At 69.2% G+C, this 14,432-nt stretch carries 18 protein-coding genes and 1 pseudogene; 12 read left to right on the top strand and 7 right to left on the bottom strand.

Annotated features, from left to right (window positions below):
- Nucleotides 1-638 precede the first annotated feature (638 nt).
- The 3 genes and pseudogenes from AB0C87_RS09190 (at nucleotide 639) to AB0C87_RS09180 (ending at nucleotide 1,727) form a co-directional block, all read left to right on the top strand.
- Nucleotides 639-860 carry a hypothetical protein gene (locus AB0C87_RS09190; RefSeq protein ID WP_360577022.1) on the top strand — a complete coding sequence of 74 codons (222 nt, stop codon included), beginning with the start codon at nucleotides 639-641 and terminating at the stop codon, nucleotides 858-860.
- A gap of 157 nt (nucleotides 861-1,017) precedes the next feature.
- Nucleotides 1,018-1,174 (top strand): annotated as a pseudogene (locus tag AB0C87_RS09185) (transposase); the annotation flags it as partial.
- 367 nt (nucleotides 1,175-1,541) lie between these two features.
- Nucleotides 1,542-1,727: a hypothetical protein gene (locus tag AB0C87_RS09180; protein WP_360577021.1), complete on the top strand. Its 186-nt coding sequence runs from the start codon at nucleotides 1,542-1,544 to the stop codon at nucleotides 1,725-1,727.
- 128 nt (nucleotides 1,728-1,855) lie between these two features.
- Here AB0C87_RS09180 and AB0C87_RS09175 read toward each other — a convergent pair whose 3' ends face one another.
- The gene (locus tag AB0C87_RS09175; RefSeq protein WP_360577020.1) at nucleotides 1,856-2,098 is read right to left on the bottom strand and encodes a hypothetical protein; all 243 of its coding nucleotides are present in this window, start codon (nucleotides 2,096-2,098) and stop codon (nucleotides 1,856-1,858) included.
- 637 nt (nucleotides 2,099-2,735) lie between these two features.
- On the opposite strand from AB0C87_RS09175, the gene AB0C87_RS09170 reads away from it, so the two are divergent.
- The gene (locus AB0C87_RS09170; RefSeq protein ID WP_360577019.1) at nucleotides 2,736-4,079 is read left to right on the top strand and encodes a hypothetical protein; all 1,344 of its coding nucleotides are present in this window, start codon (nucleotides 2,736-2,738) and stop codon (nucleotides 4,077-4,079) included.
- 1,356 nt (nucleotides 4,080-5,435) lie between these two features.
- Here the strand turns inward: AB0C87_RS09170 and AB0C87_RS09165 are convergent.
- Entirely contained in the window at nucleotides 5,436-5,879 is a 444-nt protein-coding gene (locus AB0C87_RS09165; protein ID WP_360577018.1) for a group II truncated hemoglobin, read from the bottom strand.
- Between the two features lie 585 nt (nucleotides 5,880-6,464).
- On the opposite strand from AB0C87_RS09165, the gene AB0C87_RS09160 reads away from it, so the two are divergent.
- The 5 genes from AB0C87_RS09160 (at nucleotide 6,465) to AB0C87_RS09140 (ending at nucleotide 9,617) form a co-directional block, all read left to right on the top strand.
- Nucleotides 6,465-7,265, top strand: a complete 801-nt coding sequence (locus AB0C87_RS09160) for a hypothetical protein (RefSeq protein WP_353834940.1) — start codon at nucleotides 6,465-6,467, stop codon at nucleotides 7,263-7,265.
- A 15-nt stretch (nucleotides 7,266-7,280) separates the two neighbouring features.
- Complete coding sequence (locus AB0C87_RS09155) at nucleotides 7,281-8,366, top strand: histidine kinase (protein ID WP_353834939.1); 1,086 nt, start codon at nucleotides 7,281-7,283, stop codon at nucleotides 8,364-8,366.
- The gene (locus AB0C87_RS09150; protein WP_360577017.1) at nucleotides 8,363-8,998 is read left to right on the top strand and encodes a response regulator transcription factor; all 636 of its coding nucleotides are present in this window, start codon (nucleotides 8,363-8,365) and stop codon (nucleotides 8,996-8,998) included. The genes AB0C87_RS09155 and AB0C87_RS09150 overlap by 4 nt, the downstream gene beginning before the upstream one ends.
- Before the next feature lie 105 nt (nucleotides 8,999-9,103).
- The gene (locus AB0C87_RS09145) at nucleotides 9,104-9,346 is read left to right on the top strand and encodes a transposase (protein WP_353834938.1); all 243 of its coding nucleotides are present in this window, start codon (nucleotides 9,104-9,106) and stop codon (nucleotides 9,344-9,346) included.
- Entirely contained in the window at nucleotides 9,231-9,617 is a 387-nt protein-coding gene (locus AB0C87_RS09140) for a MarR family transcriptional regulator (RefSeq protein ID WP_360577016.1), read from the top strand. Before AB0C87_RS09145 ends, AB0C87_RS09140 begins: the two co-directional genes overlap by 116 nt.
- 223 nt (nucleotides 9,618-9,840) lie before the next feature.
- Here AB0C87_RS09140 and AB0C87_RS09135 read toward each other — a convergent pair whose 3' ends face one another.
- Nucleotides 9,841-10,047, bottom strand: coding sequence for a hypothetical protein (locus tag AB0C87_RS09135; RefSeq protein WP_353834936.1), 207 nt, complete (start codon nucleotides 10,045-10,047; stop codon nucleotides 9,841-9,843).
- A gap of 72 nt (nucleotides 10,048-10,119) precedes the next feature.
- Between AB0C87_RS09135 and AB0C87_RS09130 the strand changes: the two genes are divergently transcribed.
- Both AB0C87_RS09130 and AB0C87_RS09125 read left to right on the top strand, forming a co-directional pair.
- Nucleotides 10,120-10,752 (top strand): TetR/AcrR family transcriptional regulator C-terminal ligand-binding domain-containing protein, encoded by a 633-nt coding sequence (locus AB0C87_RS09130; RefSeq protein ID WP_353834935.1) that lies wholly within the window; start codon nucleotides 10,120-10,122, stop codon nucleotides 10,750-10,752.
- A 42-nt stretch (nucleotides 10,753-10,794) separates the two neighbouring features.
- The gene (locus AB0C87_RS09125) at nucleotides 10,795-11,106 is read left to right on the top strand and encodes a histidine kinase dimerization/phospho-acceptor domain-containing protein (RefSeq protein ID WP_353834934.1); all 312 of its coding nucleotides are present in this window, start codon (nucleotides 10,795-10,797) and stop codon (nucleotides 11,104-11,106) included.
- Nucleotides 11,107-11,158: 52 nt separating this feature from the next.
- Here AB0C87_RS09125 and AB0C87_RS09120 read toward each other — a convergent pair whose 3' ends face one another.
- The 3 genes from AB0C87_RS09120 to AB0C87_RS09110 form a co-directional block, all read right to left on the bottom strand.
- Nucleotides 11,159-11,446: a hypothetical protein gene (locus tag AB0C87_RS09120; RefSeq protein WP_353834933.1), complete on the bottom strand. Its 288-nt coding sequence runs from the start codon at nucleotides 11,444-11,446 to the stop codon at nucleotides 11,159-11,161.
- A gap of 347 nt (nucleotides 11,447-11,793) precedes the next feature.
- A complete protein-coding gene (locus AB0C87_RS09115) occupies nucleotides 11,794-12,237 on the bottom strand; it encodes a DinB family protein (RefSeq protein ID WP_353834932.1) in 444 nt (147 codons plus the stop codon).
- Between the two features lie 115 nt (nucleotides 12,238-12,352).
- Nucleotides 12,353-12,595 (bottom strand): hypothetical protein, encoded by a 243-nt coding sequence (locus tag AB0C87_RS09110; RefSeq protein ID WP_353834931.1) that lies wholly within the window; start codon nucleotides 12,593-12,595, stop codon nucleotides 12,353-12,355.
- Between the two features lie 286 nt (nucleotides 12,596-12,881).
- Here AB0C87_RS09110 and AB0C87_RS09105 point away from each other — a divergent pair, with 286 nt between their 5' ends.
- On the top strand, nucleotides 12,882-13,004 hold the full coding sequence (locus tag AB0C87_RS09105; protein WP_360577015.1) for a hypothetical protein: 123 nt from the start codon (nucleotides 12,882-12,884) through the stop codon (nucleotides 13,002-13,004).
- Between the two features lie 446 nt (nucleotides 13,005-13,450).
- Here the strand turns inward: AB0C87_RS09105 and AB0C87_RS09100 are convergent, their stop codons facing one another.
- Nucleotides 13,451-14,323: a LysR family transcriptional regulator gene (locus AB0C87_RS09100; protein WP_353834929.1), complete on the bottom strand. Its 873-nt coding sequence runs from the start codon at nucleotides 14,321-14,323 to the stop codon at nucleotides 13,451-13,453.
- Nucleotides 14,324-14,432: the final 109 nt, after the last annotated feature.

Below are 14,432 nucleotides of genomic sequence, written 5' to 3'. Positions count from 1 at the left end.
GATCTCCTTAACAGTCGGTGCGGTGGGCAGGGTTGCCACGTTCTGCCGTAGGGCGTCGAGGAGCGGGTGTTGGGCTCGAGCACCGCGGCGTCCGCGACGGGCTGGTCGCTGAGCCCGCGCAGCCGCCCCAGAATGGCGATCCCGGGCGCCCGAGCCAGTCTCCGCAGGGTTTCGAGGTGCTCCTCATCCAACTGCCGGAATCGGGCCACCCGCTCGGCCGCCTACTCCCGCTCCCGCTTGACGGCCAGCGCGCGAAGTTTTCTGACAACCCTCTAAAAGGATGCAAGGTCCTTGGGGTCACTCTCGCCGCTCTTCCAGTCCCCGAACGTGGATTTGCTGGCTACAGAGGAGTATGGCGGTTCGCCAGCCAGCTCCCACAGCGACATCAACGCGGCAGCAAAGTTCTCCACACGGCGGCCTCCTCTATGACGAGGTCGGCCTCCTCCCCCGTACGCGCCTCTTCGTACCGCATCGTCGGCGCGCGTCCCTGATCCGGCGGGAAAACTCGCGCTATGTGTCTGGCCTGCGTTTCTATCTCCCCGGTGGCTGTCATCTCCACCGGCCGGCGCCGGACGTGCGCGCAATGGCCTGGGCGCGCCCGTGGCCGGCTGACGGGTCACCGGGGAGGAAACCCCGCCGTGTTCGATCCCATGATCCGTCCAGTGATGATGGATGCCTGCGTACTGCCGGTGCCGATGCAATGGCTGCTCGACGTGCTGCCATGGATCTGCGGCGTGCTGCTCGTCAGCCTCGCTGCCGGCTTTGTCATTTTGCCTCAGCCTCTGCGCCGGAGACAATTGCTGGAAGGCGATCCGCCACGGATCACGGCTGCCGTGACGTCCGCGGGCCCCCCACGATGATGATTTTCCTGTTTACCCTGCTCGATCCCTGTCACTGACCGCCGGGCTGGAGAAAGGCTGATCGGCGCGGGAGGGGGGCGGCAGTCCGACCGGTTGCCCCAGCGATTAGCAGGCGCCCGCTCATGACGCTGACTTCACCACCGTCAAATAGCGGCTGCTCAACCATGCTCGCTGGGACGTCGATCAGGTGTGGGACACACTGCGTGCGCAAGTGGCCGAGCGGCTCGGCGACGCTGGCGCGGTGCTGGTGGTCGACGAGACCGGGTTTGAGAGAAAGGGCCGCCGCAGGTGTGCAGCGCCAGTACACCGGCACTCGATGGTGTTTTAATCGACAGCGCTGAGGTGTTCAACGACAAGTTCCGCGTGTGGGACTACTACAACTACGATCGATCGCACGGTGGCCACAACCCTACGAATGCCTCAAGTAGAAGACCCAAGGCCCAGCCTTAAATGATCAGAGCCGCTGATGAGCGAGCGAGCGCGGTCGGAGATGACCACTATGGGCGAGGCGGCCGACGCGGCTTCCTTGGTTGCGAAGGAATTCAAGGGAACACCATCTGAGCCCTTGACGGCCTCTGGGAACGAGCAGCCGGAATCAGGACGCCTGCGGCAGCCGGACCTCCAACGTCACCACAATAAGGTGATGGACCGCTGTTCGGCCCGCCAATGGCAACTTCAGAGATGGGGCAAGGCCAGAATACGCCGGAGGGGATCATCGCCCAGGTCAGCGGCGCCGGGGGGCTCCGGGGTAAGGACCGCTTATCAGGGAGCCGCCATGGCGTCCGGTCCGCCGCGGGCGCGGCGCTGCTGGCGGTGTGGGTCTCGGTGCTGTCGACCGTGACCGGCTACGCACCAACCGACGACTAGCTGTGCATCTGCCGGAGGGGGAGGCGGTGCTGGTCGCCGGGGTCCAAAAGGGTGGGGCGGCTCAGGGACCAGGCGGTGACTTGGCAAACCGTCGGCAGACGTGGAGTGGCAAGTACGCGGCGGCAAGGCTAATCGCCCAACGTGTCGCGAGAGGGCCCGCTCCCGTGCCGGGCCACGAACTTCCGCCAAGCCCGGTTCACGGCCTCCGACTGCGCATAAAGCGGACCATAGAGATCGCCGAGCTGGCGGTTGACCCGATCCAGATGATCCTTACGGCGCGCCAGACGCAGATTCGTCAGGTAGGTCGCTCCGTAGCCGGTGCCCGCCACGACCACAGTGACCACTAAGGAGACCACGACATTCCACTGCACGGGTTACGACGTTACCTATGGCTGAGGTTCCGGGATAGCTAGGTTCGAGGATAAGGGCCACTACCCAGGATCCTCTCGCATCCCCGAAGCCCAACGCCCGGTGTGCTCCGAGGGCTCGTTCGGCGAAACAGTGCGGTCTTCCTCATCCTCCACGGCGAGCGCTCGGGAGAGGTCCGCCTTCTCAGCGGCGTGCAGTCGCCCTCTGCTGCTCGCTGTCGCCGAGAGCTCGGCCGGGCTCGTGATCGCGCTGATGGGTTGTCATGCCCTCGACGGTGACCGCCGCCGGCTACGCCTCCGCACGGAAAACGTTCTCAGGGCCCGCGATGACCCAAACCAGCCGTTGACGGGTTTCAGCTGGGCAGGTCGTCTACCTGCCAGATAAATCATCACCAGCAGGTCGAGAGCGGTCGGCAGCGAGCTCCCGCCCGATTCGACCTTGGCCAGTGCACTATCCAGTCCGGCAACGGCACGTTCCTGCCGAGGGCCGACAGCCCTGCGACCACCCACTCCTCCGAAGAACGGGGGTTTCAACCGGCCAGATACAGGCGCCAACAAGAACGGTCTGCTGGCCGCGGACTCCAAACGTGACCCGAACGGGCAGTGCCCAGTGGCCCTTCAACTCGTACGCTTGCCGACCATGGCGATCTTCTTCTTCGGTGACCCCACGCCCCCGCCCGAAGGATGGATCGAAGGGCTCTCCGGCAATCCCGCCGCCCCCGATGACGTTGTTCTGCGGCTGTTGTCCGTCGGCGCCATCGACTTCTACACCAGGAAGGAATGGAGCGACAGAGTCGCCGGGGCGGCGTTGAACCACGCCGACCCGAAGGTGCGGCGGAACTTCGCGGCCTACGGCGGAGACCAGCGGTTCCGCCTGGCCACAGACCCGGACGTGCAAGTTCGCCGATCGCTCGCGGGCTGCTGGGAGCGCGGAAGGCGGCTGCCGGAGGAGGTTCTGGAAATCCTCGCGGACGACCCGGACGATTATGTCCGCTGGGAGGTCGTGAGCCACTCGAACGTGCCGAAGCAGAGCCTGATCAAGCTTCTGTCAGATCCCATGCCCGACATCCGCGCCGAGGCCCGCGAGCGCATCGCGGAAACGCCCGCGGGACCGCCCGGCGGCTGGACGCCGATGACCCCGGAGGAAGCCGACGCGCTGGTGACGTCCGGGGACGCCGCGGCGCGGGAACGAGCCGCCCAGAATCCGCTGCTGTCCGTCGACGTGGTGCGGAGGCTGACGCGCGCACCGGAGTCCCGGGTGCGGCTGGCGGCATCGTCCCATCCGGCGCTCACCGAGAACGAGCGCGCAGCCATCGATGTCGAGATCGACCCGGAGATCAGGTACCACCTGCCCCAGTGGACGCTGCTGCTCCCGCTCGATGCTGTCGAGGTGCGCCGCCACGCGACGTCCGCGCACGTGCTGATCCGACGCGGGCTGGCCAGACGCAAAGACCTCCCGAAAGACGTGAAGGCGCGGTTCGCCACCGACGAGGACTTCGCGGTGCGTCTGCTCCTCGCTGAGAACAGCCACGATGTGCCCGTCGAGCTGCTCTTGGAGATCTGGCGCGAGTGGGCGGGGCTGTCGCAATGGCAGATCAAAGAACGCATCCCGCATGAAGGACTGCGCCGGTTCACCGACGATCCGCACCCCCGGATGCGGGCGCTGGCCCTGGACGACCCGCAGACACCGCCTGAGCTCGTCGACGGGCTGAGCCGCGACGAAGACCCATGGGTGCGCTGGTGCGCCCTGCGTGACCCCCGGCTCTCACCTCAACGGGTCACCGAACTGCTAGAAGACGACAACCCGAACCTGCACCGAGGCGCGGCAGCCGACCCCAGGCTCCCGCTGCCACGACTGCTGGAGTCCTTGGAGGAAACGCGGCTGGCAGTTGCAGTCGCGCGTAATCCGGCGCTTCCCCCGCACGTCATGCACGAATTGCTGGACCGAGCAGGCGTACCCGGACAGCTGAGCCTCAGCTCCTAGGAAGGGTCGCTCGATAGCGCTTCCGAAAACCCGTGATGCTCCGAAGCAGGGTTGGTGGCTTCTGAGGTTCCGACTAGTGAGCAGCCTGGCGGCTGAGTGGTCGGGCTGGCCGGGGCATGCGCGCTCATAGTGGCTGAACGGGTCGGCAAGGCCACACGCAGCCCACAAGGACACGTTGCTCTCCCACCCCGGAAGCCCGATGGGATGCGGAACGGCGTTCGCGGTCCATCAAGCGCTGGACCAGACAGGCGCATTCGCGGGACTGCGGCTGGCCGCGGCAGCCGTCGCCTGGCACGCGCACGGACTCGGCTTCGCAATCCTGGCAGTCCCCGGCATCGCAGTCCTAGCCGATCTCCTCTGGCTGGCCCACCGCGTCCCAACCCACGGGTCTACGACGACGGCACCGAGCCGATACCGGTCCTGGGCTTCTACGACGGGCCCCCGGCGCTGTGCGGGCATGGCTGGGCCGGGTCTTCTGGCGCTACGCGGCGTTCTCCGCCATGACGGTGGCGGGAATCGCCACTTTCGGGCTGGCCGCGCTGCCCATGACCATCATCACGCTCCTCGGTCAAGCGCTGGCAGCTGAAGAAGTTGCGCACCCGAGAACCCTCGCTCTCCAGACGGCCAACGAGGTTTCAAGAAGGTCAGTGGAGCTACCGTGGCCGAACTCGGCCGACCAGGACGACGCGGTCACAATGATCGACCGTATGGGTGAGCGCTTCGGGAATCTGCGAAGCGTATGGTGGCTCCCGAAACTGGCTCCCGAGACTACGAAGCGCTCATTGGAACACACGAGATCGCTCCGTTGGCGACGCTCTGACCTGCGGAAACTTGGGGTGGGCGATACTGGGTTCGAACCAGTTGCCTCTTCGGTGTGAACACAATCGATCAAGCCCGAGGGAAGCCGCCTCTCGGGAAATCCGTAGGTCAGACAGCATTTTTCGCTCCACCACAGCGCACTTCAGTGAAGATCAAGGACGTTGCGATCTCCCACAATTAACACCCCCGCCACCACGATCTCACTAACCCACGGTAACCGAAGGTGCCCCGGCCGTCCGGACTCTCTGAGAAGCCTCTCCGGCCTTGCTCATCGGCATGCCACTCCCCTGGTGCATCCCAGCCTGCCGCCTCCAGCGGCAGCGGCACCACCGCCACCGGCACCAGCAAAGTCCGGCCCAGCGGCGTGCCGACGCTCTACCTCGGCGTCGTAACTCCTGCTGCTGGTCTTCGTCCGGATCGAGGTGCGGACGAAGGCGGCGGGGCGCGGGGCCGCGGAGAAACACGGTGTCTCTAGCGTCAACCTGGCATGCGGTCACGATAACCGGGCGTGTTTCGGATGCCCGTGGCCGCCGGGTGTCAGGGGGTGGGCCAGTCCCAGCGGGGGACCTCGCGCAGCGGGTGCAGTTCGTCGTCGGTACGGGCGTGGGAGTTGCGCATGGCGACCTCGGTGCCGAACTCCACGTGCTCGCGCAGCGCCTGCCGGAAGGGGGCGTCGGCGGGGAGCCCGGCGGCGTCGGCGGCCGCCATGTACAGCTCGACGAACCGGAGCCGCTGCTCCTCGGTGATCTTCAGGTGGCGGTGGACGTCGATGAGGTGGGAGAAGCCGCCCATCTCGCGCGTGAAGGTGTCGGGGCCGCCGAAAGTCTCGGCGGTGAAGGCGGTCAGGCGATCGACGTGGGTCGGCTGGCCCTGACCGAAGAGGGGCTGGAGCAGGGGGTCGGCCAGGAGGCTGGAATAGAACAGGTCGATGAACCTGCGGAGGCCTTCGTGCCCGCCGGCGTGCTCGAAAAGGGTTTCCATGATTACACCATTACTCGCTTGACGACGGTCGGGTTCGTTTATCGCAGGCGGCCGCCGGTCTGTCGAGGCCCGGTGCCGGTTGTGGTCAGGGGCCAGGTCGGTGATGCCGCGTTCGGCGCGGTCGTCGCTGTCTTCCCATGGGCTGGCTCGGCGTCGCCACCGCCGGATCGGTCTCCAGCTCTAGCCGATCGTCGTGATCGTCCTCGCACTGACCGGCAACGGCGCCTAGTGGCTGCCGCGATGGCTGAACCGCCTCCTTCCCCACCTCGGCATCGAGGGCGCCACCCTGCGACGATCCCGCCGCGCCGGGCGAGCACGCCAGTGATCGAACGCAACGAACTGTGAAAGCCAACCGCGGGCGACAGGCCACCGCGTCGAGGAGACCGGCCGCCTGAGCGCCGGGAACCCTTAACACGCTCGGGCGAGGAAATCTCTCCGGAGCCGGTGCGGCAGTTGACGCTCGGAGTTGTGCTTGGCAGGCCCGGCAGCCGGTTGACGCCCCCGCAGTCAATACCCCGAAGGTCACCGCTTCGGAGGACCGTGGGAAGACGCGCCGGACCGCCGCGCGACGGCAGCGTTGCGGCCATGAGCGTTCTCACTGACACCCGCGCCGTGATCGTGGCGGGGGCCGTCGCCGCCGTTACGGTGCTGGCCCCGCACCGTCCCACCTACGACCAGGGCTTCGCCCCCACCTGGGTGACGCTGGCCGGCGTCGCGCTCGCCCTGCTGTTCGCGTCGACGGAGCGCGCCTGGGCCGGACGGACCGCCGCCGTGCTCCTGCTGTGGGCGGGCGGCGGAGTCGTCCTGGACGGCTTCCGTGCCTTCTTCTGGGCGACCGGCATCCCGGCAGGCGACTTCGCCCAGGTCAACTGGGTCGGCGCGGCCACCCGCGGCACTAGCCTGCTGACCTCGGCCCTGCTGGTGCTCGCGCTCGCCCGCCGGGCCCGGGGCCCGTGGCGTGAACGACCGTGGCTCGGCTACACCGCGTTCACGCTGGCGTTCCCCTACCCGCTGCTGAAGTTGTACTGGTCGTTCGGCGGCAGCGCCGCCCGTCCGGAGCCGTACACCGAGGGCTTCCCGTACATGGAGTCGGTCATGCTGCTGGGCGGAGGAGTGCTGGCGCTGGCGCTGGTCCAGCCCTGGGGACGGCGCCTGCCGCGCCGCCCGCTGCTGGTGCCCGCGTGGGCGGCGACCGGTGCGCTGGTCAGCATGGGCGCGCTCGCCGGTTTCGGCACCGTCGCACAAGCCGTCGGGCTGAGCGACGGTCCAGTCGACTTCGGCGATCCGCTGACCGTCGCGATGGTCGGCGCGGTCTACGGGTCGTGGCTGCTGTTCGGCCTGACGCTGGGCGGCGCCACCCTGATCTACCAGCGGCTCACCCGCTGACCTACCCTTCACCCCATGCGTGCAGCACGTGCGGACGCGACGTTGGCATTCGTCAGCGGTATCCCCCTGGCGAGCCTGTCGGCGCTCGTCGCTGCGCTCTCGGTCCCGGGAGCGCGCGCGACGGTCCTCCTGATCGCGGCGATCGTCGCGCACCTGGCCCTCATCGGACGCCGCACCCGTCCGCTCGTCTCACACGCCGTGGTCTGCGCCGCGTTCGTCACGCAGGCCACGGTCACCGGCCTGTTCCTGGTGCTGCCGTCCGTCCTGGTCCTCCCGATGTCCCTGTACGCGGTGACGGCCTACGGCCGACGCGCCGTCGCCCTGGCCACCGGCGTTCTCGGCTCCTGCCTGGTCGCCGCCTGCTTCGCCGCCGACGGCAGCGTCCGCTCGGCGAGCCTGGGGCCGAACCCGTGGCTCCTGCTCGCGCTGCTGCTGGCGATCGTCGCGGCCGCGTGGAGCATGGGCTTGGTTCGTCGCACCCAACTCGCCTTCGCCCAGAACTCGGCGGAACAGGCACGGCAAGAGGAGCGCACCCGCATCGCCCGCGAGATGCACGACGTCATCGCCCATTCCCTGGCCGTCATCGTCTCGCAGGCCAAGGCTGGCCGCTACGCCCCGGACCACGCGGCCGACGCACTGTCCGCCATCGAGGACGCCGGACGAGCGGCGCTCACCGACATGCGCGGCCTTCTGAGCGTGCTGCGCCCTGACCAGAGCCCCCAACCGACTCTGCGCGACCTACCGGCACTGCTGGACCAGGTCCGCTCCACCGGCCTCGAAGTCAGCCGCACCGACCAGGGCACACCCCGTCCACTCAGCCCCGCCGCAGAGCTGGCCGCCTACCGCCTGGTCCAGGAAGGGCTGACCAACGCCGTGAAACACGCGGGGACCACCGTCCGAGCGGTCGTCGCGCTCGACTGGGGCGCCGACGCGCTGACCATCGCCATCCGGGACAACGGCACGGCGGTTCCGTCCACACCTGGCATGGGCCTGAGCGGCATGCGTGAAAGGCTGCACGCGCTGGGCGGTTCCCTCAATGCCGGCCCGACCCGGGACGGCTATATCCTGCGGGGTCACCTTCCGTACCCGGAGACGTCATGACCATCAACGTCGTGGTCGCCGACGACCAAGACCTGGTCCGCACCGGAACCGTCTTGGTCGTCGATTCCCAGCCCGACCTGCGTGTCGTCGGCCAGGCCGCCGACGGAGCCGAAGCCGTCCGCTTGGCCCCCGCCGCCGACATTGTGCTCATGGACATCCGCATGCCCGTCATGGACGGCGTCGAGGCCACCCGGAGAATCTGCCGGGCGACCAGGCCTCGGGTCCTCGCCCTGACGACCTTCGACCTGGACGAATACGCGTTCGCCACCCTCAGAGCGGGAGCCTCCGGCTTCCTCCTCAAGGACGCCCCCGCCGAGGAGATGCTGACCGCGATCCGAACCGTCCATCGGGGCGACGCCGTCATCGCCCCCTCCACGACCCGCCGCCTCTTGGATCACGTGGCCCCCGGCCTTCCGAGCCCCACCGGCCCTGACCCCCTCACCGACCGCGAACGCGAAGTCCTCCTCCACATCGCCCAGGGCCTGTCCAACGCCGAGATCGCCGCCCGCCTCCACCTGGCCGAGGGCACCGTCAAGACCCACGTCGGCCGGATCCTCACCAAGCTCGACGTCCGCGACCGGGTCCAGGCCGTCATCTGGGCCTACGACCACCGTCTCGTCCGTCCCGCCTAGGCCGTGTTTCGAAGTGGGGTGAGTGTCGGCGTGTTGTGAGCCGGACGCAGTGAGGTCTCCGGTAGATGGTTCATCGACCAAGAAGAACCTGAAACCGGAGACCTCGTGGCCACCCTAGGGGCGACGAGGCGGTTCGACCTGACCGATGCGCAATGGGCGATCCTGGGGCCGCTGCTGCCCGTTCCCAGGCGATCGGGTCGACCGTCGAAATGGACCAAGCGGCAGCTCATCGATGGGATCCGCTTGCGGGTGCGGACCGGCGTTCCGTGGCGGGACGTGCCCGATTGCTACGGCTGCCGAGCTGTCGCTCAGCTCGGCGCAGGCATGTGTGCTCGGGCGACTCGATGAGCGACGCGCCATGGGCGCCTTGGCCGAGGAGCTCGGCTGCGATGCCTCCAACATCACCCAGATCGTCGCGCGTCTCGAAGCGCTCGGCCTCGTGACCCGCGAACCGAATCCCCGGGACCGCCGCGCACGGCTCGTCGCGCGAACTTCCCGAGGAGACGAGATCAACCACCGGTTCGCCACAGCCTTCACCTTCGCCCGCACGGCGGTCGGACGCCTCTCACCCGACGAACAGGATCAGTTGACGGCGCTGCTGCGCAAAGCACTGGGCTGACACGCGCCCGCAGCCCCACCCGACCAAGGTGGATCCAACCGCTTCATGGGTGCGGGCGGCTGCAGCACAACGCCGCCAGCCGCGGCCGCTCATGAGTCAACGGTGGAGGGCGCCCGCGTCCGGGCCGCCCTCCGCCTGCCTCCCCCGACCGCGCCGCCGGCCGCTCGGCCTGGCACCTGAACCCTGCGGCGAGTGCCGCCAGCAGGCCCCGCGGGGGCGGGGTCTATTCCAGGAACTCGCTGGCCAGGGCGGTGGTCCGGTCGCCGACCTCGCGGGTCGCCTCGTCGATCGCCGCCATCTGCGCTGCCGTGCCGGCGGCGCCTAGTAGGCGGGCCGGTTGACTGCGCGGCGGGTCGGCGTCTTGCGCTGAGGCGATTCGGCCCGGCACTCGGCCGAGCAGGGCCACCAGGCGGGCGGACCTCCAGCTCATCTGACATCCGACTGTTAATGCGAACGATTTCGCGTTATCCTGTGACACAACCCATAGGAAGGGGCGTCTCGGATGGACGCGAAGCCGCCCGCGACGGGGGCCGTGCGCCCCGGCGGCCGGACGGCGCGCACCCGTGCGGCGGTGCTGGCCGCGACCCGGGAGGAACTGGAGGCCGGCGGATACGCCGGGCTCACCCTGGAGAAGGTGGCCGCGCGTTCGGGCGTGCATCTGGCCACGCTGTACCGGCGATGGCGGACGGTCGAGGGGCTCGTCGTCGACCTGCTGGGCGAAATGGGCAAGACCGAGATCCCGATACCCGACACCGGCTCGCTGAAGGACGACCTCCGGGCGCTCGCGCTGGAGATCGCCGCGCTGTACCGGCAGCCCAGGGCCCGGGCGCTCGTCGAGGGCGTCGTGGCCGCCGCCGTCCGGTCCCCCGAGGCGTCCACCGCCTGGGCGACGGTGATCGCCGAGCGCAACCGCCTCGCGTCCCGGATCGTCGAGCGGGCCGTGGGACGCGGCGAACTGCCGCCGGGGACCGACGGCATCGCGGTCACCAGCGCCGTCGGCGCCCCCCTCTACTACCGCCTGCTCGTCGCCCGCGGGCCGGTGGACGACGAGATCGCCGAGAGCGCCGCAGCGGCCGCGTACGCCGCCGCCCTCAGCGGCGTCTTCACACCCGGTGACTCCCCCGGCCCTCCATAGGCCGCGGCGTACACCCGCCGCACCAGCGAAAGGACCCGCACAATGCGCCAGGACATCGAGTTCATCTCGGCCAGGACGACCGAGGTATGCAAGAGCTTCGACGCCGACCGGCGCGCCCGGTTCAACGGCGAGGCGCCGGCCGAAAGGCAGCGCCGATTCGCCGTCCAGGCCTCGCACGAGATGCGCACACCGCTTGCCGCGCTACGACTGGAGTTGGAAGAAGCCCTGACCAACAGGGATGTCGCCGACCCCTTCGCGGCGTTGAAGGAAGCGTTGCAGAGCGTCGAACGCTTGGAGAACACAGTCATCGCCCTGCTCTGGTCGCTCCAAAGGGACGCTTCGGAGCACCCCTAGGCTGCAGCGGCCGGCGAGTGCTACCGCCGCCGGCACCGGCATGGCGGGTCGGTCAGGGGATGGCCCGGTCAACGGACCGAGATAGGAGGCCGTTCTGCTGGGCAACGGCCTGAGCCCACCGGCCCAGCGTCTTCGTGGCAGCGCCGGAGTCGATGGCCGCCGCCGCCCCCCGAAGGCCGGCGACCCTGCGGGCGCGCACTTCGCCGTCCAGCCCGCGGTAGGCGGCGATCGCGGCGGCCACGTTGATCAGTACGACATCCCTGACCGGACGAGTCTCGCCTTCACCGACGCCGGCGGCCGCGAACTGCGCGGCATGGCCGCCCGCATGGGCCTGCCCCACTGACCCGCACCGGATCAGACCAGCTGCTCACCGCGGGGTTACACCTATGAAGACGGTCCGGATCACGCCAGTGAGCGATCCCAGCCGCCCGCACCTGGTGACCACGCGGGCTCGCCGCATTCGGGCCGATTTGACCCGCAGCAGGGTAGAGGGCGCCGTGCGGCCCGGTGAGGCGTCCAGACTTCACCGCCCCTCAGTGATGCACGCAACCGGATCAGCACCCGGCCCGGCTCCCGTCCTCGCCGTATCGAGTGGTCGGCAAGGTGGACGGTGCGCCGGTCAATGCCGTGCGCGTCGCAGGATAAGGAGCTGGCCGATCTCGGAGACGTTCTTCATGAGTTCGATGTTCACCCATGCGCACATGTCGGCGACGGTGTGGCCCGCCTCTGCGGGCCAGGGGAACGCCGATCGTCGTCGAGGCGGTCGGTGGCCGCCAGCGCCGTCCGCCATGCCTCGTGGATGTCGCCCAGCCATTCGGTGATCGAGGTGCAGGTGCCCGGCCACTCGATTTCTTCGCGTGCCGGGATGTCGGTCTGCTTCAGATGAGCGAGCGCCGTGGTCCACCACCAGCCGATGTGCCAGGTCAGCCAGGCGATCGTGGGGGCCGGGACGGGAGTGGGCTCGACGTCGGAGAAGTCGGGGGCCCCACCGCCCTCGACCTGGTGCATGGTCCAGTACGACGGTGCCGGTTCCCAGAACAGGTCGTCCTCGCGCCACTGCTGCGCGTGGTAGTCGAAGAGCGCCCAAGCGGTCGACAGTTGCTGCTGGAGCACCTGCCTGACCTCGGTCATCCGGTCCACCTTCGTTCCATGCCGCGTACCCGCCGCCCCGGTCTTCGTCGAGGCCGACGCCCTACAGAAGCGCCGTGGGGGAGGCCGCCGACAGCGTCCTCCCCCATCGTGGCGATCAGCAGGCGTGCCCAGGGGCGGTCACGACGGGCGTGTGGACGAGCTCGCGATGACGGGGCACCCGAGCGGCCCGCTCCACGGCCATCTTGGTCGTGTTCAGCACCCAGCGGGTGGTGCGGCGGGAGCGCATCGAAGATCGCAGCCGGGTCCTCTCCAGGCCCGCGATGCGGCCGGGGCCCTGGCCGCCCCCGGGGACCGCCTGGTCGATCTGCTGATCGCCGGCGAGGCGCTGTTCATCCACTCGGCCCGCCAGCTCCGAACCATCAACAAGCCTCGAACGCCGACACTGCCCGCCCTCACCTGGCCGAGCTGACCGTGGCCTCCGAGGGGTCCATGGACCGCTACAGCCGGGCGAAGTTCCCGCACTGGATCACCATCTCCGGAACGTGCAACACCCACGAGCCCGTCCTGGAACGCGACGGCGAAAACATCCAGACCAACGACCAGCACCAGGCCGTCTCGGGGACCCGGACCAGCCCCTATGACGGGCGACCTGGACCCAGCGCGACGATCTGGACATCGACCACATGGTCCCCCTCGCCCAAGCCTGGCGCTCGGGCGCCAACGCCTGGACCACCGCCCGGCGCCGCCAGTTCGCCCACGACCTGACCTCCTCGCAGCTGTGGACGGTCACCGACAACGTCAACTAGGCCAAGGGCGACAAGGACCCGGGTGGCCGGATCCGGCGCGGTCACCACAGGCGGACGGGTGAACGCCAGAAGCGGCCGAGGCGTTGAAACGGCGTGGACGAGGCGAGGAGGGGGCGCGGAATCGAGCTCGCGGCGGAGGAAGCCCGCGGCTCAGGCCGCGCTGCTGGTGGCCGGTGTCAGATCTGGCACCAGGAAATCACTTCCCGCTACGTAGCGAAGCCTTCGCGGAGGGGGCTTGGTGACGCAGACTCGGAGAGCAGCCGCTGATATGCCGTGACCAGAACCGACGCCATGGCCACCCCTTTCGCAGAGATGCTCCTCGATCTCCTGAGCACGTCGCCCGCGACATCAGCGCCACCTGGAAACACCTCTTCGCGTCCTACCGTTTCGCGCGGCCCGTACGGCTCCTTCCTCTGCCAAGTCGAACCAGCTGCCCACGGTCTTTGTCAGGTGACCCGGATCAAGCTTTCCAGCAGGTGGCGAACGGCCGGGACGGGCGGGCCCGGCGGGACGGCGAGGTAGGTCGTCATCGTGGGAGAGGTGAGGCGGCGGACGGTGACGCGGGGGATTTCGGGGAGGCCCGCCACCTCGTAGAAGACGGTCCAGGACGGGTCGCCCACGCCGATGTCGGTGAGGGTCTCCTGGAACGTGGTGAAGGGCGGGCCGAGCGGCGGCGCGATCCCGGCCGTCCGGCAGGCGCTGGTGATGAGGTCGTGGAAGGGCGGGTTGTCCTCGCGCGGGGCGAGGCGGAGGGGGAGGTCCGCCAGATCCGCGAGGTCGAGTGCGGGGCGCTGCGCCGGGGCGTGCCCGGCGGGCAGGGCGACGTACAACGGGTCCGTCCAGACCGGGAGCAGTTCGAGGCCGGGCGCGTCGCTGAGCGCGCGGATCAGAGCGGCGTCGAGCTCGCCGGAGCGGACGGCGGACAGCCGGTCGGGCAGGGCCAGGCGGCGGGGGCGGACCTGGACGCGCGGCGCCACGGCGGCCAGCTCGCTGAGGACGCGGTAGATCCGGTCGCCGGGGCCGTGCACGGTGCCCAGGCGCAGGACGCCGTCGACACCGGCGCGGACGTCGGCCGCGACCTGCCGTGTGCGGTGCAGGGCGGCGAGGACGGCACGCGCCTCGGGCAGCAGCCGCTCGCCCGCGCCGGACAGCTGGACGCGCCGGGTGGTGCGGTCGAAGAGCCGCACGCCCAGCTCGCGTTCGAGCCGGCGGACCTGCTGGCTCACCGCCGACTGGACGATGCCGATGCGCTCGGCGGCGACCCCGAACCCGCCCTCCTCGGCGACAGCTACGAAGTACTCCAGCTGGCGCAGTTCCACCCGGCCCCCCTCGATTCATCTCGATCCGTGATGACTCAGGGTCCAAAGCGCCTGTGGTTCGCGGGTTGTTCCCCGGCTCGAATGGAGCTCGGACGAAAACCCGATATTC

This window comes from Actinomadura sp. NPDC048021 (assembly GCF_040653135.1).
Lineage (GTDB): Bacteria > Actinomycetota > Actinomycetes > Streptosporangiales > Streptosporangiaceae > Spirillospora > Spirillospora verrucosospora.
The sequence above is the reverse complement of the archived record's forward strand: the minus strand, read 5'-3'. Positions and strand labels throughout refer to the sequence as shown.